The following is a 21,696-nucleotide window of genomic DNA, read 5'->3' as shown; positions in this document are numbered from 1 at the left end:
AGTTTCGTCCCGCCGCCCCGTCCTGACACCGGGCTGTCAGGATGGTTCGGCTATTTTGCACCGGCTTTATTGACATCATGCCCTATTATGTCCAATTGTTCAATAACCTTTGAACTAAGGAAATTGCTTGAACTAAGGAAATTGCTATGGATAAGCGCCTCATCTGGCTTGCGCTCGGATCGTTCACGATTTCGACCGAAGGTTTCGTTATCTCCAGCCTTTTGCCCGATATTGCAAAGGATGCCGCCATCTCCGTCCCGCTCGCCGGCACGCTGATCACCGCGTTTGCGCTCGCCTATGCGATCGGCACGCCGATCCTGGCAACGCTGACCGGCGAATGGGACCGTCGCCGCGTCATCCTGTGGACGCTGGTGTTCTTCGTGTTGGGCAACGTCGCCGCGGCGCTGAGCTCCTCCTTCGAATTGCTGTTGATCGCGCGCATCGTCATGGCGCTGTCGTCAGGCCTGTTTGCGGCGACCGCACAGGGAACGGCCGTTGCGCTTGTCGACGATCATCACCGCGCCCGCGCCATCGCCGTGGTCGTCGGCGGCACTACGGTTGCGGTCGCGGTCGGCGCACCGCTCGGCGCGCTCGTTGCGACGGTTGCCGGCTGGCGCGGCACCTTCTTTGCCATTGCCGGCCTTGGCGCGCTCGCCGGCGCGATTCTGTGGTATCGGCTGCCGCGCGGCATCGTCGGCACTAGGCTGCCGCTCCGGATGCGGTTGGCCGCGGCACTTCGCCCCGGCGTCATGCCTATCCTGGTAACGACCATCCTGGCGCTGATCGGCGCCTTCACCGTCTTTGCCTTTGTCGCGCCGCTCGCCATCGAAGGCGGCGGACTGAACCCGATCGCGCTTCCCGGAATGCTGCTTGCTTTCGGAGTTGGCGCGGTCATCGGCAATATCGGCGGCGGTCAAGCCGCCGATCGTTTCGGCGCGACGCGCACCGTCTGCTGGTCGCTGGCGCTGAGTGCCGCCATGCTGGTCACGTTTTCGCTGATCCCCATGTTCCTGCCGCGCGAGATCGCCGGGCCGGCATTGATGGCCATGATGGTGCCGTGGGGCATCGTCGGCTGGGCATTCCCGCCGGCGCAGGCGAGCCGCATCATCAAGCTGGCGCCCGATGCCGCGCCCATCGTGCTGTCGCTGAACGCTTCGGCACTTTATCTCGGCGTCGCACTGGGTGCCGTGGTCGGCGCCGCGGTGCTGCGCTATGGCGCACCGGCCGACCTCGGCGTGGTCGCGGCGGCATTCCCGATCATCGGTCTGGGCGTAGTGCTGGCGGGCCACCTGGCGGCGCGACCGGTGGCGATGCCGGCCGAATAGGGCTGTTAGCGGAGCTTGGCTGCCGGCCGCCGATAATTCAACTCGCGGCCGGCGGTACGTCGAAATCAAGCGCGGCGATTTCGTCCAGCGCCGCTCGCAGGCTTGCCGCCTGTTCTTTTCCAAACATCTCCTCGAAGCGCTGCTGAGCGACTTGCCACAGCTTCAGAGCTTCTTCGAGCTTGATCCGGCCCTGCGATGTCAGCCTGACGCGCCTGATGCGGCGGTCGGCAGGGTCGGCGAAGGTCTCGATGTAACCATCCCTGATCAGCGGCTTCAGCGTATGACCGAGGGCCGACAGGTCCATGACGAGAGCCGCGGCAATGGCACCCATCGTCGGTTCGTCGCCGATGTGGATCTGGTAGAGCAGGCCCTGCTGCGTGGCCTTCAGACCCGATGGGGCCAGCACATCGTCATAGAACTGGCCCAGTTTCCGCGTCGCGCGGCGCAGCATGGCGTTGTTGCAAAGCGCCAGGCCGGGCAGGGTGGTTTGGGACATTGGCGGATTTCCAATGAGGGACCGGAAGGCCCTCGATGCAAACCAGAAATAGTCCTTGCTCCCCGGATTGACAAGATGGTGGCATATGCCTACGTTCCAATAGTGGCATATGCCAATAATTCGTGTGCCAGTCGAAGCAGGGATGTTGCCCTGCGGCACCGGCATTTGGAATCGAACCAGAAGGAACAAGACAATGAGCAATCAGGATAAGGGTACAGCGGTCGTCACCGGCGCCTCGTCCGGCATCGGTGCGATCTATGCCGACCGGCTCGCCGGCCAAGGTTACGATCTGGTGCTGGTGGCGCGGCGCGCCGATCGGTTGGAGGAATTGGCGGAGAGGCTCCGCTTCGCGTATGGCATAAAGGTCAGCGTCATCGGCGCCGACTTGTCCGACGACGGCGATCTGCGACGGGTCGAGCAGGCGATATCAACCGACGACAGCGTGACGCTGCTGGTCAACAATGCCGGCCTTGGCGGCGCGCAGGTGGTGGCAACGGCTGAAGCCGATGTCGCCGAGCGCATGATCAAGGTCAATGTCGTGGCGCTGACTCGGCTGACGCGCGCGGTGCTGCCGGGGCTGCTGTCGCGCAACCGCGGCGCCATCGTCAACATCGCCTCGGTCCTTGCCTTCGATACCTCGTTCGGCGGCATCTACAGCGGCACCAAAGCCTACGTCGTCAACTTCACCGAGGCCTTGCAGCGGGAAGTCGCCGGCACGAAGGTCGCCGTGCAGGTGGTCTTGCCGGGGGCCACGCGGACAGAATTCTGGGAAGTTGCGGGAAGCGATATTGCCAATGTGCCGCAAGAGATCGTGATGACGGCCGACGATCTGGTCGATGCAGCGCTGGTTGGCCTGGCAAAGGGTGAAGCGTTCACGGCACCGGCTCTTGCCGATGTTGCCGGGGTGGATGCCTTTCTTGGCGTTCGGCAAGGCTTCTTCGGCAGTCTTCTGGCCGGCAAGCCGGCGGCGCGTTACACTGCCTGACATAGCTAAAGACTAACCTTACGCTGTCCGCCACATCGGAATGATCGAGGCGGCCAGCAGCAGGCCAAGCACGGCGTTGAGCATGCGCCACTGCCGCTCGGTTCGCAGCAACCGGGCGAGCAGCGTGCCCGCCACGCACCATGCCGCCAGGGATAGAGCCGCTGCAAGGCCGAAGACGGCGCCGAGCAGCAAGGCGAGCTGCAGCGGCCCTTTGGCAAGCGCGGCAAAAGATGCCGCCGCTCCCAGCCCCATGGCCCAGCCCTTTGGGTTCATCCATTGCAGGCCGGCGCCGCCCAAAAAGCTGTTCGGCTTTGCCATGGCCACGTCCAGATTGGGCGGACCGCTGCGGCCGATCTTGAGGGCAAGCCATACCAGATAGAGGGTACCGGCCATTTTCATCGCCAGTTGCAGCGAAGGAGCGGCGGCCAGCAGACCAGCGAGCCCGGCAGCACCTGCCGCAGCCACTGTGGCCAGGCCGGCCGCACTTCCGGCCATCAGCGGGATAGAGCGGCGAAACCCGAACCGCGCGCCGGACGCCGTCGACAGCGTCGTGGCCATACCGGGCGTTGAGGTAGAGACCAGCGCGAACAGGACGAGGGGAAGGACGGTTTCAAACATGCTGCTTCCTTTGAAGCCCGCACGGTAGGCTGTTTGGCTCATCAGTAAATGCAATGTTTGCTATGACATGCATTAGCAAATATAATGGCTTGATGCTCCGCAACCTCGACACCGCCCTGATCCGAACCTTTGTCACCGTTGCCGACAGGGCCAGCATGACGGCGGCCGCCAACGCGCTGCATTTGACGCAAGGTGCCGTCAGCCAGCAGGTCAAGCGTTTGGAAGAGGTTCTCGGCTGCAGGCTGTTCGAGCGCGATCGGAGCGGATTGCGGCTGACCCGCTCCGGCGAGCGGCTGTTCGGCAAGGGCAAGCGCCTGCTTTCGCTCAATGACGAGATCCTGGCGGAGATGGCGGGCGATGCAGTTGCCGGTCAGGTGCGGCTTGGCGTGCCGTACGACCTTGTCGGCACCTTGCTTGCACCGGTGCTCAAGGCCTATGCCGAGGCGTATCCGCAGGTCGAGATCTCGCTTGTCTGCGCCTCGTCGCCGGAGCTGGCTGCGGCCTTGGCGGCCGGCACGATAGAGCTCGCGGTGATCGAGGAGCCGGTCGGTCGGTCGGCCGGCGAATGCCTTGTTGTCGACCGGCTGGTCTGGGTCGGCGCCAAAGGCGGCGGCGCCCGCAGCAAACGCCCCTTGCCGGTTTCGATGGTCGCCGAGACCTGCGCGTTCCGTCCGGTTGTACTGGAGGCGCTTAACGAGCACGGGCTGGCATGGCGCACCGTATTCGAAAACGGCAGCATCGACGCGACGACGGCGACAGTGCGTTCGGACTTGGCCGTCACCACCTGGTTGGCGTCGACCGTACCTGCGGACCTCGATATTTTGGCCAACGATCCGGATTTGCCGTCATTGCCGAATTTTGCAATCAATCTGCATTTGCCGAAGCACAGCGTTGCGCCTGCCGTACTGGCATTCGCGGGCCACCTCCGCGATGGATTGGCACGGCGACGAGAGGCGGCTTAAAACAGCAAAAAGGACGGCCAGTGTTCAGCCGTCCTTGATCGCCCTGCGGCATCTACTTCCAGTTCTTGCGCCGCTCGATCTCGGCTTCGGAAGGCTGTTCCGGGGCAAAGGACCCGGTCTTGATCTCGCCGGAGCGCTCATAGCTCGCCATGAGGACGCCGGTGGTCGATGCCTGCGAACGGGTTAGCTTGAAGGCGGCAGGCATCGCGCCGCTGCCGAACAGTTTTTTGCCCTTGCCCAGCACCAGCGGGAAAATCAGCAGGCTGATCTCGTCGATCAGGTCATTGGCGAGCAAGGTCTGGATCAGCTCGCTCGATCCCTGAATGAGCAGGTCGGGGCCGTCCTCCTGCTTCATCCGGCGCAACGTCGCCACGACATCGCTGCCGAGCGGCTGGCTGTTTTGCCAGGACAGCGTATCTGGCCTGTGCGTCGCCACATATTTGGTGACGGCGTTGAAGCTGTCGGCGATCGGGTCATTCTTCTGGTAGGGCCAATGGGCGGCGAAGATGTCGTAGGTCTTGCGGCCGAGAAGCAGCGCGAACGGTTTTGAAAACGTCTCGCCCATGGCGGCGCCCATCACATCGTCCCAGTAGTGGAACGTCCAGCCGCCGAATTTGAAGCCGCCGACAGGGTCCTCTTGCGGGCCGCCGGGCGCCTGCATGACGCCGTCGAGGCTGACGAATGTTGCGGCGATGATCTTCCTCATTGGAGCTCCCTTTCCCTGATCCGTGCCGTGATGGCCGGACTTCGAGCCAAGGACGGGCAGACAGACATTTGTCCGACAGCGGCCGGCAAATTTCCAGGGCTGGAAGGACGGATGATTGCCGACGTTGTTGGGTCAGTTTGGAGCAGACGCTCAGCCTAAACCGACGACCGTATCGTAGAGCAGCTTGAAGTTGAGCACCAGGATGAGGGCGGCAACCACCCAGGCCAGCACGGCGACGGCGCGGGAAATGGCGAAATTGCCCATTTTGCGCTTGTCCGAGACGAACTGCACCAGCGGGACGACCGCGAAGGGAAGCTGCATCGACAGGATCACCTGGCTGAAGACCAGCAACTGGCCGGTGCCCTTCTCGCCATAGAGCGCGGTGACGACCACCACCGGGATGATGGCGATGCCGCGCGTCAGCAGGCGGCGCGCCCATTGCGGGATGCGCAGCCGCAAGAAGCCTTCCATCACGATCTGGCCGGCCAGCGTCGCGGTGACCGTCGAGTTCAGGCCGGAGGCAAGCAGCGCCACCGCAAACAGGATGGAAGCGATGCCGAGGCCAAGCAGCGGCGACAGAAGCTCGAAGGCCTGGCCGATCTCGGCAACGTCGTGATGACCGGTGCCGTGGAACGCCACCGCCGACACGATCAGGATGGAAGCATTGACGAACAGCGCCAGTATCAGCGCGATGGTCGAGTCGGTCGTCGCCCATTTGATGGCGTCGCGCTTGCCGCGATCGGTGCGCTCGTAGGCGCGGGTCTGCACGATCGAGGAGTGCAGATAGAGATTGTGCGGCATCACCGTGGCGCCGATGATGCCGATGGCAATGTAAAGCATCGCCGGATTGGTGACGATCTCGGACGACGGTACGAACATGGCGTGCAGGATGGAGCCGACCGGCGGCGCGGCGGCAAAGATCTGAATGGCGAAGCAGCCGAAGATGACAATCAAAAGTGCTATGATGAAGGCCTCGAGGAAACGGAAGCCCTTGTTCATCAGCAGCAGCAGCAGGAAGGCATCGAGCGCGGTGATAATGGCGCCGCCGATCAGCGGAATCCCGAACAGCAGTTGCAAGGCGATTGCCGTGCCAATGACCTCGGCCAGGTCGCAGGCGATGATGGCCAGTTCGCAAGCGACCCACAGCATGAAATTGACCGGTCGCGGATAATAGGCGCGGCACGCCTGCGCAAGGTCGCGGCCGGTGGCGATGCCGAGCCGGGCGGCGAGCGCCTGCAGCAGGATCGCCATCAGGTTCGACAACATGATGATGAAAAGCAGCGTGTAGCCGAATTGGGCTCCGCCGGCGAGGTCGGTCGCCCAATTGCCCGGATCCATATAGCCGACCGAAACCATGTAGCCCGGCCCCATGAAGGCGAACAGCCGGCGAAGCCAGATCCCCGAGTGCGGCACCGCGATCGTTGCGTTGACTTCGCGCAGGCTGAGCTGCTCGTCGTCCTCCGGGCGGGCAAATCGCCACATGGACCGGGGGGCTGAGGTGGCTTCGGCTTCCGACATGAAATGGCTTTCCACTGGAACGATCGATGTTCTCTCCTTATCTATGCCACGGCTGAACATTATGCAATATGCTATATTTCATTGTCGGAGCTTTTTCGTGTAGCCGCTTGGCCGTGCGGCCGGACCGCAGTGACCGCCGGTTGCGCCGGCCACCGAATGGAAATAAACGGCCAGAACAAATAGGGTTCCGTGTTATGACTGCAATGTCGATTCAAACTGCCGGGAGGAGCGCGTATTGGCGCTGAAGAAAAGACCGGTTCCTCGCGAAAAGCCGCTGCCTGATGCAGAAATCCACTCGGAAGGCTTCAGGCAGACGCGTGAAGCGCGCCGCAGCGCGCTGGTCGAGGATTATGTCGAGCTCATCGCCGACCTGATCGAGGATGGCAACGAGGCGCGCCAGGTCGATATCGCGGCACGGCTCGGCGTCGCTCAGCCGACGGTGGCGAAAATGCTGACGCGGCTGTGCGCCGACGGGCTGGTCTCCCGGAAGCCTTATCGCGGCGTGTTCCTGACCGAGGCCGGCCGCAAGGTTGCGGAAGAGAGCCGCATTCGCCACCAGACGGTCGAGGCCTTCCTGCGCTCGCTCGGCGTCAGTGCCGAGACGGCGCGCATCGACGCCGAAGGCATCGAGCATCATGTCAGCGCCGAGACGCTCGAAGCCTTTCGCAAGGCAATAATCGCCGCCCGCTGAAAAGCACGTGGCGCGACTCGCTTCCCACGAGCAGGGCGAACGCCACAGACCCTGCGATGTTTCGGCCAGAGCAAACAAGCGTCAGCAAGCATTGCTTGTTCGCACGAAAAATACTGTGACTTGGCGTAACCGTTGAGATAATTGTGGTCGTGTCCGATCGAACCGGGACACGGCCCGATCGGCCGGAAGAAATTGCGTCATGGGGGTTGCCATGCTCTGGAAGGGCCGTCGTCAGAGTGACAATGTCGAGGACGAGCGCGGCCAGAGCGGCGGGTTTGGCGGTGGGCCGGGGCAGTTTCGCATCCCGATCGGCGGTCGCGCCGGCGGCGGCGGCATGTCGGGCATCATTATCGTAGGGTTGATTTTCCTGGCAGGGTGGTATTTCGGCTTCGACCCGAGCCAGATCCTCGATGACAGCGGCTTGCAGCCCGGTGGCGGCGGCCAGATCACCGACAATAGCGGCGGCCAGGGCGGCGGCACCGGTGCGCCCGCGTCCGACGAAATGAAGCAGTTCGTGTCGACCGTGCTGGCCGAGACCGAGGATACCTGGACCGGTATTTTCCAGTCCGAGGGCCTGACCTATCAGGATCCAAAGCTGGTCCTGTTCAGCGGCCGGATCGGCTCTGCTTGCGGTTCTGCCTCATCGGCGGCCGGACCATTCTACTGTCCCAATGATCGCAAGGTCTATCTCGACACCACCTTCTTCCAGCAGCTCGATCAGCAGTTCGGTGCCTCCGGCGATTTCGCACAGGCCTATGTGATCGCGCATGAGGTCGGCCACCACGTGCAGAACCTCGTCGGCATCCTGCCCAAATTCAACCAGATGCGGCAGAATATGAGCGAAGCCGACGCCAACCACATGTCGGTGCAGGTCGAGCTGCAGGCCGACTGCTTTGCCGGCATCTGGGCGCATTTCACCGGTCAGAAGGGCATCTTGGAACAGGGCGACATGGCGGAGGCACTGAACGCCGCCAAACAGATCGGCGACGACACGCTGCAGAAGAAGATGCAGGGCTACGTCGTGCCGGAAAGCTTCAACCACGGCACGTCGCAGCAGCGGCAGACCTGGCTGGCGCGAGGTTTCCAGAACGGCAAGCTTTCGGACTGCGACACGTTCAACAACCCGATCTGAGCCGACGGTTTTCTCGTAATCCGAGAGACTGGACCGCAGTCAGGGGATGTCAGGATGAAAGCACTCTGCCCGTTCCCTCATTGTTCCCAGCGATGTGCTCGCCTATAAGGTGTGTTCCCGTTCGCTCGGGCGGCCCGAGGAGATACCATCATGATAGACCGAAAAACCGCCAGGCGGGGCCTTGCGCTTGTTTTCACCACCCTGCTGCTCGACGTCATCGGCTTCGGCATCATTATGCCGGTGCTGCCGGCCTATCTCAGGGAATTGACCGGCGTCGGCATCAGCGAGGCGGCTATCGAGGGCGGCTGGCTGTTCTTCGTCTATGCGGCGATGCAGTTCGTTTTCGCACCGGTGATGGGTGGGTTGAGCGACCGGTTCGGGCGGCGGCCTATCCTGCTCGCCTCGGTGCTGACGTTCGCTATCGACAATCTGATCTGCGCAATCGCCTGGTCCTATCCGATGCTGTTCATCGGCCGCGTGCTGGCCGGCATTTCCGGCGCCAGTTATTCCACGACATCGGCATTCATCGCCGATATCTCGACCGACGAAAATCGTGCGAAGAATTTTGGGCTGCTCGGCATTGCTTTCGGTGTCGGCTTCGTCATCGGGCCGGTTCTGGGCGGGTTGCTCGGCACGTTCGGGCCGCGTGTGCCGTTCTATTTCGCTGCCGGGCTTGCCTTCGCAAACTTTCTGATCGCGCTGTTTCTGTTGCCGGAAACACTTGATAACAAGCACCGTCGCCGCTTCGAGTGGAAACGCGCCAACCCGGTCGGCACGCTCGTCCAGATGCGCAACTACGAAGGTATCGGCTGGATCGGACTTGTCTTCTTTCTGATGACGCTGGGGCACATGATGTATCCTGCGGTCTGGTCGTTCGTCTCCAGTTATCGCTATGGCTGGAGCGAACAACAGATCGGCTTCTCGCTCGGCGCTTTCGGCCTGTGCGGGGCGATCGTCATGGCGACTGTCCTGCCGCGCGTGATCCCCAAGCTTGGCGAGTGGAAGACGGCGGTAATCGGTCTGGCATTTACCGCACTCAGCGCCTTCGGCTACGCCTTCGCGTCACAAGGCTGGATGATCTATGCAGTGATCGTCGTCGGGTGTCTCGAGGCGTTGGCCGACCCGCCGCTCAGAAGCCTTGCGGCCGCCAAGGTGCCACCTTCCGCCCAGGGCGAACTCCAGGGCGCAATGACCTCGATCTTCTCGATCACCTCGATCATCACACCGCTGCTTTATACGGCGATCTTTTCCTGGTTCACGGGGCCGAACGCGCCCGTAGCTTTCGGCGGTGCCCCGTATCTGCTCGGCGCGATTTTCCTCACGCTGGCGCTCGTCGTCTTCGTCACCAGGGTGGCCAAGCCGACGCCGAAGGAAGTCAAACGCATGCACGCGCAGGAAGCGGTGACGGACGGGGCTTGATCGGCGCCGGGAGCCCGGCCGGCGCCGTCAGTCAAATCCGTTTTTACGCAATGCGCTAAACACGCTCGGCCAGTGCCGGCTCGCCGCGCTTTTCGCGGATCAGGTTGACGAAGCGGCGAAACAGATAGTGCGAATCCTGCGGCCCGGGCGAGGCTTCGGGATGATGCTGGACCGAGAAGACCGGTCTGCCGGTGAGCGCAATGCCGCAATTCGAACCGTCGAACAGCGAGACATGGGTTTCCTCGACGCCGCTCGGCAACGAGTCGGCGTCGACGGCAAAGCCATGGTTCATCGAGACGATCTCGACCTTGCCGGTGGTGTGGTCCTTGACCGGATGATTTGCGCCGTGGTGGCCCTGATGCATTTTTGCAGTCTTGCCGCCCAGCGCCAGCGCCAGCATCTGGTGGCCGAGGCAGATGCCGAAGAGTGGGATATCGGTCTTCAAAAGATCCTGAATGACCGGCACGGCGTAGTCGCCGGTTGCTTCCGGATCGCCAGGGCCGTTGGATAGAAAAATGCCGTCGGGCCGCATCGCCAGGATCTCCTCGGCGCCGGTTTTTGCCGGCACCACGGTGACCTTGGCGCCGAGGCCGGCCAGCAGGCGCAATATGTTGCGCTTGACCCCGTAGTCGATGGCAACGACGTGCATCGACGGATCAGCCTGTTCGCCAAAGCCCTCGTTCCAGACCCAGGGCGTCTCGCGCCAGACCGAGGATTGACCGGAGGTGACTTCCTTGGCCAGATCAAGCCCGATAAGCCCCGACCATGCGGCGGCGCGGCGCTTGAGATCATCGACGTCGAAGATACCGTCGGGCGCGTGCGCGATGACGGCATTTGGCATGCCCTTTTCGCGGATCAACGCGGTCAGCGCCCGCGTGTCGATGCCTGAAAGTGCGACGATGCCGCGCTTCTTCAGCCACTGGTCGAGACCGGTTCCGGCGCGATAATTCGACGGGTTGGTGACGTCGGCCTTGAACACGGCGCCGACGGCACCGGCGCGGGCCAGCGGGTTGAGGTCCTCGATATCTTCGTCGTTTGTGCCGATATTGCCGATATGCGGAAAGGTGAAAGTGACGATCTGGCCGGCATAGGATGGGTCGGTGAGGATCTCCTGATAGCCGGTCAGCGCAGTGTTGAAGCAGACTTCGGCGACGACGGAGCCGGCGGCGCCCAGACCGCGACCCTCGATGACGGTGCCGTCGGCCAGCACCAGCAGAGCAGTCGGCTTGTCGGTGGCCCAAGGGGGGGGCGATGCGGCGGTCATCGTTGCCACGGCGGCACTCCTAAAGGTGCGCCCTCAGTCGGCGCAACAAAAAGCGCGAAGCGGCGATCTCACAGCCTCGGCGCGCTAAGTTTTCACTTGTGCATGTCGTTGCCCCAAAACAGCTACGCACTTTTGGGCGACGTGCACTAGAATTCAGTTCATGCAAGGCCCAGTACATAGGGGAAGGCGCCAAGGCGGTCAATGATGCCAGGAAGTGCGAGCCCGGATTTATTTCGTCGAACAATATCAGGGATTTGCCGGTAGTGTCGCATTTGCGTTGGGCTTTCGGCACGGCTATTGTCCGCCGCATTCGAAGGAGAAAGCACTATGCGAGGCAAAATCGCCGAATCCCTGAAGAGCGCGATGAAGGCGCAGGACAAGCGCCGGCTGCCGACATTGCGGCTGATCCAGGCGGCCATTCACGACCGCGACATCGCCAATCGCGGCGCCGGCAAGGAGCCGGCCAGCGACGACGAGATCCTGCAGATCCTGGCCAAGATGGTGAAGCAGCGCGAGGAATCGGCCAAGGCGTTCGATGACGGCAAGCGGCCGGAGCTTGCGGCGCAGGAGCGCGACGAGATGGCCATCATCCGCGACTTCCTGCCGACGCAACTGGGCCAGGTTGAGACGGAAAGCGCCGTCCGTTCCGCGATTGCCGAGACCGGCGCCAGCGGCGTCAAGGACATGGGCAAGGTGATGGCGGCGCTCAAGGAGAGATACGCCGGTCAGATGGATTTCTCCAAGGCGAGCGGCATCGTCAAGAGTCTGCTTCAGTAAGCTGCCGAAGGCCCTTGCCGTCGCGCCCGCAATCCGGCAGCCAAAAGCTCGCGCCCGTGATCGAACTCGTCAAACCGGCGCTTGAACACCTGCCGTCCTACAAGGCGGCTCTCGAGCGCGGCTGGTCGCCGGACAACGTGCGGCTGCTCGACGCGACGCGCGAGCAGCTTGCGGCTATCGAAAAGGATCCAGCGACTTTCCTTGGCGATCTCGACGATTCCGATGGCAAGGGACCGCCGATCACCTTGCCCGACGGTTCGACGGTGCCGCGGCTGCCCGGATTCCGGCGCTGGATCTGGGACGGGGAAGTCGCAGGCTCAATCGGCTTGCGCTGGCAGCACGGCACCGCGGCGCTGCCGTCGCATGTGCTCGGCCACGTCGGCTATGCGGTGGTGCCGTGGAAACGGGGACGCGGCTATGCGACCGAGGCGCTGCGGCTGATGCTGGTGGAGGCGAGGGCTGTTGGCCTGCCCTTCGTCGAAATCACCTGCAAGCCTCACAATGTGCCCTCGCAGAAGGTCGCTCTGGCCAATGGCGGCCGGCTCGTCGGGCGTTTCTTCGAGGACGCCGCCTATGGCGGCGCGGAAAGCCTGCGCTACCGGATCGATCTGTAGCCCTATTCGGCGGCAGCCGGCAGCGGCGGCGCAGCCCGGCTTCGCCATTCCCAGACATGCGAGGCAAGCGCAACCGCGACCGCGATCAGCATGGCGACCGCGCCAACCACCGGCAGGCTGCGATAGCCATAGCCGGCATTGAGCATGGCCGCGCCGAGCGATGCGGCGAGCGCGATGCCGACATTGAAGCCCGACGGAATGAGCGACGAGGCAAGATTGGAGGCGTCCGCGGTCCAGGTCAGTATGCGGGTCTGGATCGGCGTGCCGATAGCGAAGTTGAGGCCGCCCCAGACGAAGATCGCTATCACCATCGGCAGTGGGTAAGAACTGACGGCATGGATCAAGGCGAGCATCACCGCCTGCAGGAAAAGCATGGCGATGAGCGACGGCATCAGCTTCCAGTCGGCGAGCCGCCCGCCGACGAAGACGCCGATCGTTGCGCCGACCCCGTTGAGCAAGAGCACCCATGGTATCCATTTCTCGTCGAGGCCTGTGACCTCAAGCAGCGTAGGCGTGATGTAGGTGAACAGGCCGAACTGGCCGATCATCAGCATCAGCATGATAATGAGCGAGGTCCAGACCTGCTGGCGTGCGAGCACGCGGACCTCGCTTCCAAGGCTCACTGACGGGCTCGACGATCCCGTCTTGCGCGGCAGCAGGGCGCCGATTGCCGCGAAGGCCACCACACCGAGCGCGCACATCACCCAGAATGTCGCACGCCATCCCCAGATGTTGCCGATTGCCGTGCCGGCCGGAACGCCGATGACGTTCGATACGGTGAGGCCGGACAGGATCAGCGCCACCGCCATGCCGCGCTGATCTTCGCGCACGAGGCCGACGGCCACCACCATGGCAACGCCGAAATAGGCGCCATGCGCCACGGCCACCGCTATCCGCAACAGCAGCATCGAGGCGAAGTCGGGCGCCAGCGCGCAGGCGGCCTGGCCGATGGTGAAGGCTGCAGTCAGTCCAAGCAGCAGGGCCTTGCGGGAGAACCTTTTGGTGGCGAGCGCCAGCAGCGGGCCGCCGACTGCAATGCCGCCGGCATAGCCGGAAACGAGATAGCCGGCGGTCGGAATCGCGACGCCAAGGCCATCCGCCACCTGCGGCAGCACGCCGGCGATGACGAATTCGGTGGTGCCGAAGGCGAAGGCAGCTATGAACAGGGCAACGAGGGGCAGCATGGCGCGAAGGAGATCCTCGGACAAGCTGGCCTCAAACCACGGATGAGGGCAGCGGGCAATCCAGAAATTGTCGACGCCGCTTTAGCTTTTCTTGATCGCCGGTCTGGCGCCCGCCGCGGAGGCAAGAGCTAGGCGGCTGCCTTCCTCCCGTAAGGAATTTTCAGCCACGCCCGTTCGTGAAGATAATAGAGCAGCGACTTGGTGACGACCTCGGTCAGGCCGATGGCCGCGGCGAGCTTGATGCTTCCGGTCACGACGAGCGAGATGATCATCGTGTCGATGGTGCCGGTGACGCGCCAGGAAAGCGCCTTGGCGAAACTGCGAGAATGGGTGTCCATCGACTTTCCTCCCGGTAGATATGGGACGATCCTTTAGCCGACAGACGGGAAAACGCGCAAAGATAATTTTTGCGCATTAGCCCACAGCAATTTTCATAGGCGATGTTCTTAAGCTACCTGGCCTGTGGACGCAATCTATCCAGCCTTCAGCCGCGAACCGGTGAGCAGACCGCGCTCCTCAAGCACGGGATAGGCCATCGAGGCGAGCAGCGAGTTGATCTGCTTGAGGTCCCGAATGGTGTCGAGATGGATGGAACTGGTCTCGACACTCTTGGCGGTGCCGTCGCGCAGCCGCACGAAATGGCTCTGGCTGGTTTCCTTCTCGCGGTCGCGCAGCCGGTCCTTTTCCAGCACCAACTGGCGAGCGGTCTCCGGATCGCGAGATACCAGCACGTTGAAGGCAAGCCTGGCATTGGCAAGCACCGAGGCATGGAAGGCGCAAAGCTCACGCCATCCTTCCGGCGTAAACTCCAGCCCGCGCTCGAATTTCTTCTTCACGTGGACCAGCATGTTGCGCACAATGATGTCGCCGACCTGCTCCAGCTTGACGCAGGCGCCGATCAGCTCCTGGCAACGCAGGGCCTCGTCCTCGCTCAGCGGGTTCTTGGTGACCCTGGCCAGATAGAGCTTGATTGCCGCGTGCTTTCTGTCGACACGGTCGTCGAGTGCGGCCAGCGCGCCAATCTTGTCGGCATCGGCGCTCTCATAGAGCTCGATGATCCGTTTCAGCATGATCTCGACCGTTTCGCAGACCCGCACCACCTCGCGGGTGGCGTTGGCTAATGCCTGGCTCGGCACGTCGAGCGCACTTTCGTTGAGCGCGGAAAGCTCAACGACGTCGAGCGCGTTGGCGGGCTGCGGCTTGGTGCCCAGCGCCACGATCTTTTCCGAGGCGCGATAGACCAGGCGCGCCAGCGGCACGCCGGCGATCAGGATCAAGATGTTGAAGGCGATGTGGGCATTGACGATCTGCTCGGGCACGGTGCTGCCCAAGAAAGCGACTGGCGGCTTGAACGTCAGGAACAGGATCAGCATGATCAGCGAACCCATGCCGCGCATCAGGAGATTCCCGATCGGCACGATGCGAACGCCGGGCTCTGCGTTGCGGGTTAGAAGCGGCGCGATGATCGAAGAGCCGAGATTGACGCCGAGCACCAGCACGATGCCGAGTTCGGGCGGGATGAAACCGCGGCCGGCGAGCGTCACCATCAGCAGCACCGCGGCAATCGAGGAATGGAACAGCCAGGTGACCAACGCTGCCAGAAGATAGGCGGTGACCGGATCGCCGGAGAAGTAATTGACGATGAGGGGCATCAGCGTGCTCTGGCGCAGCGGCTCCGACGCCTGGCCGATCATCTCCAGCGACAAAAGCAGCAGGCCGATGCCGACCAGGATGCGGCCGAACTGGCGCCAGTCGCGCCGCTCGGTGGCCATGAACATGACGGTGCCGGCGACCAGGCAGACCGGCACCAGCAGCGACAGATCAAAGGTAAGCAGCTTGACCACCAGCGCCGAGCCGATCTCGGCACCGCGCACCGCAAGCTGGCCCGACATGCCGCTGACAATACCGGAGCCGGCGAATGAGCCGACCAGCAAGGTGACGGCGGTCGAGCTTTGCAGTGCGACAGCCAGGCCGCAGCCGGCCAGAACCGCCATGAAGGGATTGCGCATGGTAGCGCGCAGTTTGTGGCGCAGCACGTCGCCATAGGCGCGCTCGACGCCGGTCTTCACCAAACGGGTGGCAAACAGCATCAGTGCCACCGCACCGGCAAGGTGCAGCAAAACGACGGAGCCACTCATGCCAGGCCCCGCAACGCCACAGGCGCCGGCGACGCGGGCGCGGTGAAGTCGAAGGGGCAAACGCGGGCGCGAATCGTGGACATTGCAGAGGTTGATACTACTCCGATTTATTTTAGCCGAATAATAAATTTTGCCCGGTTCGGACGCGTGTTGGCACGCGACGGGGCGTGTCGGAAATGGATGGCTGACAAAATGGTTGCATAGCCTGCGAGGTTGCGGAGGGTCATGCGTCCATTCTCGGGCGGTCGCTTTAAAGGTATCGCTGAATTAGTCGTGCTAAATATAAGAAATCATTGCGAAAACGTAATCTATGCATTCAGTCTCGGTTCATCCTTCCGGCTCTATTCCGGAGGCATCGACAACCAAGGACTACCCGCCATGAAACGTATCGTTCTTTCCGCCATTGCCTTCTCGATGCTGGCTGCAACCGCCTTGCAGGGCCAGGCTGCACCACTGAACACACCAAACGCGCCGCAGTCGAACTACAACCAGGTCGACTGGCAGAAGCCCGGCAGGCATGTGAACAAGCATGTCGACGTGACCAAGCGCGTCATAGTGAAGAAGAAGATCGTCGTGAGACGCAGCCATTGGCGCAACGGCCAGAGATATTCGAGCTGGAAGCGTCACCAGCCGATCCGCCACTATCGCCACTATGGCCTGCGCCGTCCGGGTCCCGGTCAGGAATGGATCCGGGTCGGTAACGACTATCTGCTGGTCAGCGTTCTCTCCGGCCTGATCTTCGGTGCCATCGCCGCGCAGTGAGCGCGGAACGGCTGACCGGCGCTGCGCCGGTTTAGATCAAGAAGGCGGTCCGCGGGCCGCCTTCTCTTTTTGACCTGTGAAAACCGGGTATGGTCGCCATTACGAGTCGTCGGGCTTCGCCCGTGTGATTATATGAAGGCCAAACGAGCTGTCCCCATGCGCTTTCCGCCTGCTTTCCTCGACGAGATACGCGACCGCGTACCGATTTCTTCGGTGATCGGCCAGCGCGTCGCGTGGGACAGGAAGAAGACCAACGCGCCGCGTGGCGATTATTGGGCGTGCTGTCCGTTCCATGGCGAGAAGAGCCCGTCCTTCCATTGCGAGGACAAGAAGGGCCGTTATCACTGTTTCGGCTGCTCGGTTTCGGGCGACCATTTCAAGTTTTTGACCGAACTCGATGGGATAAGCTTTCCCGAGGCCGTCGAGAAGATCGCCGACATGGCCGGCGTGCCGATGCCGGTTCGCGATGCCGATGAGGAACGGCGCGAAAAGGAACGCGCCAGCCTGACCGATGTCATGGAGATGGCGACGGTGTTCTTCCAGGAACGGCTGCAGGGACCGGAAGGGGCAAAGGCCCGCGCCTACCTGCGCGACCGGGGGCTGACACCGGCGACGCAGCAGTCTTTCCGCCTCGGCTATGCCCCCGACAGCCGCAACGCGCTGAAGGAGCACCTTGCCGCCAAGGGTGTCCCCAAGGCCGACATCGAGGCGTGCGGGCTGGTGCGACATGGCGACGACGTGCCGGTTTCCTATGATTGGTTTCGCGACCGCATCATGTTCCCGATCCCGGATTCCAGGGGCAAGATCATCGCCTTCGGCGGGCGGGCACTGGCGCCGGATGCGCTGGCCAAATACATGAACTCGCCCGATACGGAGCTCTTCCACAAGGGCAACGTGCTCTACAATTTCGCCCGTGCGCGCCAAGCGCTCGGAAAGGGAGCGCTGGCCAAGGGCGGCACGGTCATTGCCGTAGAGGGCTACATGGATGTGATCGCGCTGGCGCAGGCCGGCTTCGAGAACGTGGTGGCGCCGCTCGGCACCGCATTGACTGAAAACCAGCTCGAACTTCTGTGGCGCATGGCCGGCGAGCCGGTGCTGTGCTTCGACGGCGACCAGGCCGGGCTGAAGGCAGCATGGCGCGCCGCCGACATGGCGCTGCCGGCGGTCCAGGCGGGCCGCTCCGTGCGCTTCGCCCTGCTGCCGGAGGGCAAGGATCCCGACGATCTGGTCAAGGGTGACGGACCGGATGCGTTCCGCGCCGTGCTTTCCGAGGCGCGGCCGCTGGCCGACCTCTTGTGGATGCGCGAGACCGCCGGCGGCATCTTCGATACGCCGGAACGGCGGGCGGAGCTCGAAAAGACGCTGCGCGAACTGACCAGCCGCATCCGCGACGAGAGCCTTCGCTATCACTACCAACAGGAAATGCGCGAGCGCGTGCAGAGCTTCTTCGGTGCCCAGCGCGGACGCCGGGGACGTCAGGACGGACGGCCCGGTGAGCGCTTCCCGGGCAGGGTCTCAGCACCCGGCGGACAGTTTGCACGTGGCGGCGGTGCCGGTGGGCGCACCGCGATCACCGAAAGCCTCGGCCGCTCGGCGCTGGTCAAACGCGGCGGCGAGGGCATGTCGGTGCGCGAGGCGACGATCATTACGGCCCTCGTCAACCATCCCGTGCTGATCGACGAGAATTTCGCCCATGTCGAGTTCCTCGATCTCGCCAATTCCGATCTGAAGCGGCTGCACGCGGCCATCCTCGACGCCATGGCGCACGATATGGCCAACAACCGCGAGGCTGTAATCGCGACGATCGAGCGGGCCGGCTGTGGTGAGATCTGGCAGCGCGCGGTGGCGCTGATCAAACGTGCGCGGCAATGGCCGGCGCTGGAAACGGCAGCACTCGACGATGCTCGTGATGCGTTCAGCCAAGCTCTCCACTTGCAGCGCAGCGCGCGCACCTTACATAAGGAGCTGAAGCAGGCGGAAGCAGCGCTCGCCAGCGATCCCACGGACGAAAATTACCGGCACCTGGTCGAAATCCAGGCGCAATTTCGTGATGTGCAGGCAACGGAAGCGCTGATCGAAGGGTTTGGCGTATCGTCGGGCAGAGCTGGGCGCGTTTAGATCGAAGCCTCCAGAAGACTGAAATGTAAGGACGTGCTTGCGCGTTGGAATCAAGCGTGCGGTGCTCTAAGTCGGGTAATTGATTCGCTTTTTTCATGCGAATCATGCGAGAGGCGCTTGACCTTCCGGCAGAATGGCGGAATCAGGTCGATTCGAAACGTTAACCCGCCCCGGCATCGACGGGAATGCAGCGATGTAAGGTACTGATCACTGGACAGGCAGTCTGCTTGCCACAGATATCAGGGTTAATCTGGACTTAACGAGAGATGCAGTTACTGGCCCGGTAAAGCGCGTTCTGGAAAGAGCGCATCCATTTTGACCGGACCGGCAGCTTACGCGGCTTTGATACTCAGCCGCTTGGAGAAAATAAAGACTATGGCGACAAAGGAAAAGGAAGAAGTCGAGACCGAACGCGAGGCCGCGACCGATGGCCCTCTGCTCGACCTTTCCGACGATGCTGTCAAGAAGATGATCAAGGCCGCCAAGAAGCGCGGCTATGTCACCATGGACGAGCTGAATTCGGTGCTGCCCTCGGAGGAAGTGACCTCCGAGCAGATCGAGGACACGATGGCCATGCTTTCCGACATGGGCATCAACGTGGTCGAGGACGACGAGCAGGGCGAGGAGCCCGAAGCCGCCGATACTGCCGCTGACGCCGAGGAAGACGCGAACGAACTCGCCGAGCAGACCGGCACCGCCGTCGCCGCCACCACGACCAAGAAAGAGCCGACCGACCGCACCGACGATCCGGTCCGCATGTATCTGCGCGAGATGGGCTCAGTCGAGCTTCTGTCGCGCGAGGGCGAAATCGCGATCGCCAAGCGCATCGAGGCCGGCCGCGAGACGATGATCGCGGGCCTGTGCGAAAGCCCGCTGACCTTCCAGGCCATCATCATCTGGCGTGACGAGCTCAACGAATCGAAGATCCTGCTGCGCGAGATCATCGACCTCGAGGCGACCTATGCCGGGCCGGAGGCCAAGCAGGCGCCGGTTGTCGAGCGTATCGAGGAAGCCAAGACCGAGGAAAAGTCGCGCCGTTCGCGCGAGGACGAGGACGACGTCACCAACGTCGGCGGCGACACCCGTGGCCTGGTGGACGATGACGAGGAAGACGATGACGAGGCGAGCCTGTCGCTTGCGGCGATGGAAGCCGAACTGCGCCCGCAGGTGATGGAGACGCTCGACGTCATTGCCGACACCTACAAGAAACTGCGCAAGCTGCAGGACCAGCAGGTCGAGAACCGGCTGGCTGCCGCCGGCACGCTGTCGCCCAGTCAGGACCGCCGGCTGAAGGAATTGAAGGACCAACTGATCAAGGCGGTGAAGTCGCTGTCCTTGAACACGGCGCGCATCGAGGCGCTGGTCGAGCAGCTCTACGACATCAACAAGCGCTTGGTGCAGAACGAAGGCAAGCTGCTCAGGCTGGCCGAAAGCTATGGTGTGCGCCGCGAGGAATTCCTCAAAGAATATCAGGGCTCGGAGCTCGATCCCAACTGGACTCGCTCGATCGGCAATTTGACTTCACGCGGCTGGAAGGAATTCACCAAGAACGAGAAGGACGCCATCCGCGACCTGCGCGCCGAGATCCAGAACCTCGCCACCGAGACGGCGATTTCGATCCAGGAATTCCGCAAGATCGTCAACCAGGTGCAGAAGGGCGAGCGCGAAGCCGCGATCGCCAAGAAGGAAATGGTCGAGGCCAATCTGCGCCTCGTCATTTCCATCGCCAAGAAATACACCAATCGCGGCCTGCAGTTCCTCGATCTGATCCAGGAGGGCAATATCGGCCTGATGAAGGCGGTCGACAAATTCGAATACCGCCGCGGCTACAAGTTCTCGACCTACGCGACGTGGTGGATCCGGCAGGCGATCACCCGTTCTATCGCCGACCAGGCGCGCACCATCCGCATTCCGGTGCACATGATCGAAACGATCAACAAAATCGTGCGCACCTCGCGCCAGATGCTGCATGAGATCGGCCGTGAGCCGACGCCGGAAGAGCTGGCGGAAAAGCTCGCCATGCCGCTGGAAAAAGTGCGCAAGGTGCTGAAGATCGCCAAGGAGCCGATCTCGCTCGAAACGCCGGTCGGCGACGAGGAGGATTCGCATCTCGGCGACTTCATCGAGGACAAGATGGCGATCCTGCCGATTGACGCGGCGATCCAGGCCAATTTGCGCGAGACGACGACGCGTGTATTGGCCTCGCTGACGCCGCGCGAAGAGCGCGTGCTCAGAATGCGCTTCGGCATCGGCATGAACACCGACCACACGCTTGAAGAGGTCGGCCAGCAATTCTCGGTCACCCGCGAGCGCATCCGCCAGATCGAAGCCAAGGCGCTGCGCAAGCTCAAACACCCGAGCCGGTCGCGCAAGCTGCGGAGCTTCCTCGACAGCTGAGGCCGGGTGACGGAGAAGCAGTTTCAAGGGCGCCGGTGGCGCCCTTTTCCGTTTGGGCACAGGCGATCACGATTGAACGCGCCGCTCTTGCGGGTCGTGCACTACGAGAGGATAATTCCGCGACGGACGCATTCTCTGGGCGACAAACCCGGATGCCCGCCCCGGCGGTTGGACGCCGCGCTCCGTGGCACCGGAGGGAGGTGTGCCATGACAACTTACATCGTGCTGATCAACTGGACGGAGCAAGGCGCCAAAAACGTGCGCGAATCGCCGAAGCGGCTCGATGCCGCCAAGAAGCTGCTGGGCGACATGGGCGGGTCCTTCAAGGCATTTTATCTCACCATGGGGGATTGCGACATGGTGGCCGTGCTCGAAGCGCCCGACGATGCCGTCCTGGCTCGTTTCTCGCTGATGCTGGCGACGGCCGGAAACGTCAGGACGCGGACACTCAAGGCTTTCCCGGAGGATGCCTATCGCGAGATCATCACCTCGCTCGGGTAAGTTGCGCTCCAGGCCTAGCCGGCCATTTCGCGGCTGTCGTGTTGCGTTGCGGCGCAATGGCGTTTGCCGGATAGTCGGTGCGCGCCCCT

20 protein-coding genes are annotated in these 21,696 nt (G+C 62.8%); 12 read left to right on the top strand and 8 right to left on the bottom strand.

Features of this window, described 5'->3' with window-relative positions; translation table 11 throughout:
* Positions 1-146 precede the first annotated feature (146 nt).
* Positions 147-1,325, top strand: coding sequence for an MFS transporter (locus NKJ72_RS14995; protein WP_254820339.1), 1,179 nt, complete (start codon positions 147-149; stop codon positions 1,323-1,325).
* A 37-nt stretch (positions 1,326-1,362) separates the two neighbouring features.
* Here the strand turns inward: NKJ72_RS14995 and NKJ72_RS14990 are convergent, their stop codons facing one another.
* Positions 1,363-1,821, bottom strand: coding sequence for a MarR family winged helix-turn-helix transcriptional regulator (locus tag NKJ72_RS14990; protein WP_352477816.1), 459 nt, complete (start codon positions 1,819-1,821; stop codon positions 1,363-1,365).
* 193 nt (positions 1,822-2,014) lie between these two features.
* On the opposite strand from NKJ72_RS14990, the gene NKJ72_RS14985 reads away from it, so the two are divergent.
* Positions 2,015-2,806, top strand: a complete 792-nt coding sequence (locus NKJ72_RS14985) for an SDR family NAD(P)-dependent oxidoreductase (RefSeq protein ID WP_352477814.1) — start codon at positions 2,015-2,017, stop codon at positions 2,804-2,806.
* Between the two features lie 18 nt (positions 2,807-2,824).
* On the opposite strand, the gene NKJ72_RS14980 is transcribed toward NKJ72_RS14985, so the two are convergent.
* Complete coding sequence (locus NKJ72_RS14980) at positions 2,825-3,424, bottom strand: LysE family translocator (protein WP_352477812.1); 600 nt, start codon at positions 3,422-3,424, stop codon at positions 2,825-2,827.
* A 92-nt stretch (positions 3,425-3,516) separates the two neighbouring features.
* Between NKJ72_RS14980 and NKJ72_RS14975 the strand changes: the two genes are divergently transcribed.
* On the top strand, positions 3,517-4,386 hold the full coding sequence (locus tag NKJ72_RS14975; RefSeq protein ID WP_352478095.1) for a LysR family transcriptional regulator: 870 nt from the start codon (positions 3,517-3,519) through the stop codon (positions 4,384-4,386).
* Between the two features lie 52 nt (positions 4,387-4,438).
* On the opposite strand, the gene NKJ72_RS14970 is transcribed toward NKJ72_RS14975, so the two are convergent.
* Positions 4,439-5,092, bottom strand: coding sequence for a dihydrofolate reductase family protein (locus NKJ72_RS14970; protein ID WP_352477810.1), 654 nt, complete (start codon positions 5,090-5,092; stop codon positions 4,439-4,441).
* Positions 5,093-5,242: 150 nt separating this feature from the next.
* Positions 5,243-6,610, bottom strand: a complete 1,368-nt coding sequence (locus tag NKJ72_RS14965; protein WP_352477808.1) for an Nramp family divalent metal transporter — start codon at positions 6,608-6,610, stop codon at positions 5,243-5,245.
* Between the two features lie 235 nt (positions 6,611-6,845).
* Between NKJ72_RS14965 and mntR the strand changes: the two genes are divergently transcribed.
* The 3 genes from mntR to NKJ72_RS14950 all read left to right on the top strand — a co-directional run bounded on the left by mntR (position 6,846) and on the right by NKJ72_RS14950 (position 9,852).
* A complete protein-coding gene (gene mntR, locus NKJ72_RS14960) occupies positions 6,846-7,301 on the top strand; it encodes a manganese-binding transcriptional regulator MntR (protein ID WP_254820344.1) in 456 nt (151 codons plus the stop codon).
* A 211-nt stretch (positions 7,302-7,512) separates the two neighbouring features.
* Complete coding sequence (ypfJ, locus tag NKJ72_RS14955; protein WP_352478094.1) at positions 7,513-8,433, top strand: KPN_02809 family neutral zinc metallopeptidase; 921 nt, start codon at positions 7,513-7,515, stop codon at positions 8,431-8,433.
* Between the two features lie 150 nt (positions 8,434-8,583).
* Positions 8,584-9,852, top strand: coding sequence for a TCR/Tet family MFS transporter (locus tag NKJ72_RS14950; RefSeq protein WP_352477806.1), 1,269 nt, complete (start codon positions 8,584-8,586; stop codon positions 9,850-9,852).
* Positions 9,853-9,907: 55 nt separating this feature from the next.
* On the opposite strand, the gene carA is transcribed toward NKJ72_RS14950, so the two are convergent.
* Complete coding sequence (carA, locus tag NKJ72_RS14945; RefSeq protein ID WP_352478092.1) at positions 9,908-11,116, bottom strand: glutamine-hydrolyzing carbamoyl-phosphate synthase small subunit; 1,209 nt, start codon at positions 11,114-11,116, stop codon at positions 9,908-9,910.
* Positions 11,117-11,443: 327 nt separating this feature from the next.
* Here carA and NKJ72_RS14940 point away from each other — a divergent pair, with 327 nt between their 5' ends.
* A complete protein-coding gene (locus NKJ72_RS14940; RefSeq protein WP_352477804.1) occupies positions 11,444-11,893 on the top strand; it encodes a GatB/YqeY domain-containing protein in 450 nt (149 codons plus the stop codon).
* Positions 11,894-11,949: 56 nt separating this feature from the next.
* Positions 11,950-12,507, top strand: a complete 558-nt coding sequence (locus tag NKJ72_RS14935; protein ID WP_352477802.1) for a GNAT family N-acetyltransferase — start codon at positions 11,950-11,952, stop codon at positions 12,505-12,507.
* A gap of 2 nt (positions 12,508-12,509) precedes the next feature.
* Here NKJ72_RS14935 and NKJ72_RS14930 read toward each other — a convergent pair whose 3' ends face one another.
* The 3 genes from NKJ72_RS14930 to NKJ72_RS14920 all read right to left on the bottom strand — a co-directional run bounded on the left by NKJ72_RS14930 (position 12,510) and on the right by NKJ72_RS14920 (position 15,829).
* A complete protein-coding gene (locus NKJ72_RS14930) occupies positions 12,510-13,691 on the bottom strand; it encodes an MFS transporter (RefSeq protein ID WP_352478090.1) in 1,182 nt (393 codons plus the stop codon).
* A 128-nt stretch (positions 13,692-13,819) separates the two neighbouring features.
* Positions 13,820-14,029: a DUF2061 domain-containing protein gene (locus NKJ72_RS14925; RefSeq protein WP_023678301.1), complete on the bottom strand. Its 210-nt coding sequence runs from the start codon at positions 14,027-14,029 to the stop codon at positions 13,820-13,822.
* A 135-nt stretch (positions 14,030-14,164) separates the two neighbouring features.
* Positions 14,165-15,829, bottom strand: a complete 1,665-nt coding sequence (locus tag NKJ72_RS14920; protein ID WP_352477800.1) for a Na/Pi cotransporter family protein — start codon at positions 15,827-15,829, stop codon at positions 14,165-14,167.
* Positions 15,830-16,207: 378 nt separating this feature from the next.
* Between NKJ72_RS14920 and NKJ72_RS14915 the strand changes: the two genes are divergently transcribed.
* From NKJ72_RS14915 to NKJ72_RS14900, 4 genes are all read left to right on the top strand, one after another.
* Positions 16,208-16,591, top strand: coding sequence for an RcnB family protein (locus NKJ72_RS14915; RefSeq protein ID WP_352477798.1), 384 nt, complete (start codon positions 16,208-16,210; stop codon positions 16,589-16,591).
* Positions 16,592-16,747: 156 nt separating this feature from the next.
* A complete protein-coding gene (gene dnaG, locus NKJ72_RS14910; protein WP_352477796.1) occupies positions 16,748-18,709 on the top strand; it encodes a DNA primase in 1,962 nt (653 codons plus the stop codon).
* Positions 18,710-19,084: 375 nt separating this feature from the next.
* Positions 19,085-21,106 carry an RNA polymerase sigma factor RpoD gene (rpoD, locus tag NKJ72_RS14905; protein ID WP_352477794.1) on the top strand — a complete coding sequence of 674 codons (2,022 nt, stop codon included), beginning with the start codon at positions 19,085-19,087 and terminating at the stop codon, positions 21,104-21,106.
* A 207-nt stretch (positions 21,107-21,313) separates the two neighbouring features.
* Positions 21,314-21,607: a GYD domain-containing protein gene (locus tag NKJ72_RS14900; RefSeq protein ID WP_352450720.1), complete on the top strand. Its 294-nt coding sequence runs from the start codon at positions 21,314-21,316 to the stop codon at positions 21,605-21,607.
* Positions 21,608-21,696 lie beyond the last annotated feature (89 nt).

Origin of the sequence: Mesorhizobium sp. M0045 (assembly GCF_040323385.1) — a bacterium.
Classification (GTDB): domain Bacteria; phylum Pseudomonadota; class Alphaproteobacteria; order Rhizobiales; family Rhizobiaceae; genus Mesorhizobium.
Note: the sequence above shows the minus strand (reverse complement) of the source record. Positions and strands in the feature narration are given on the sequence as shown.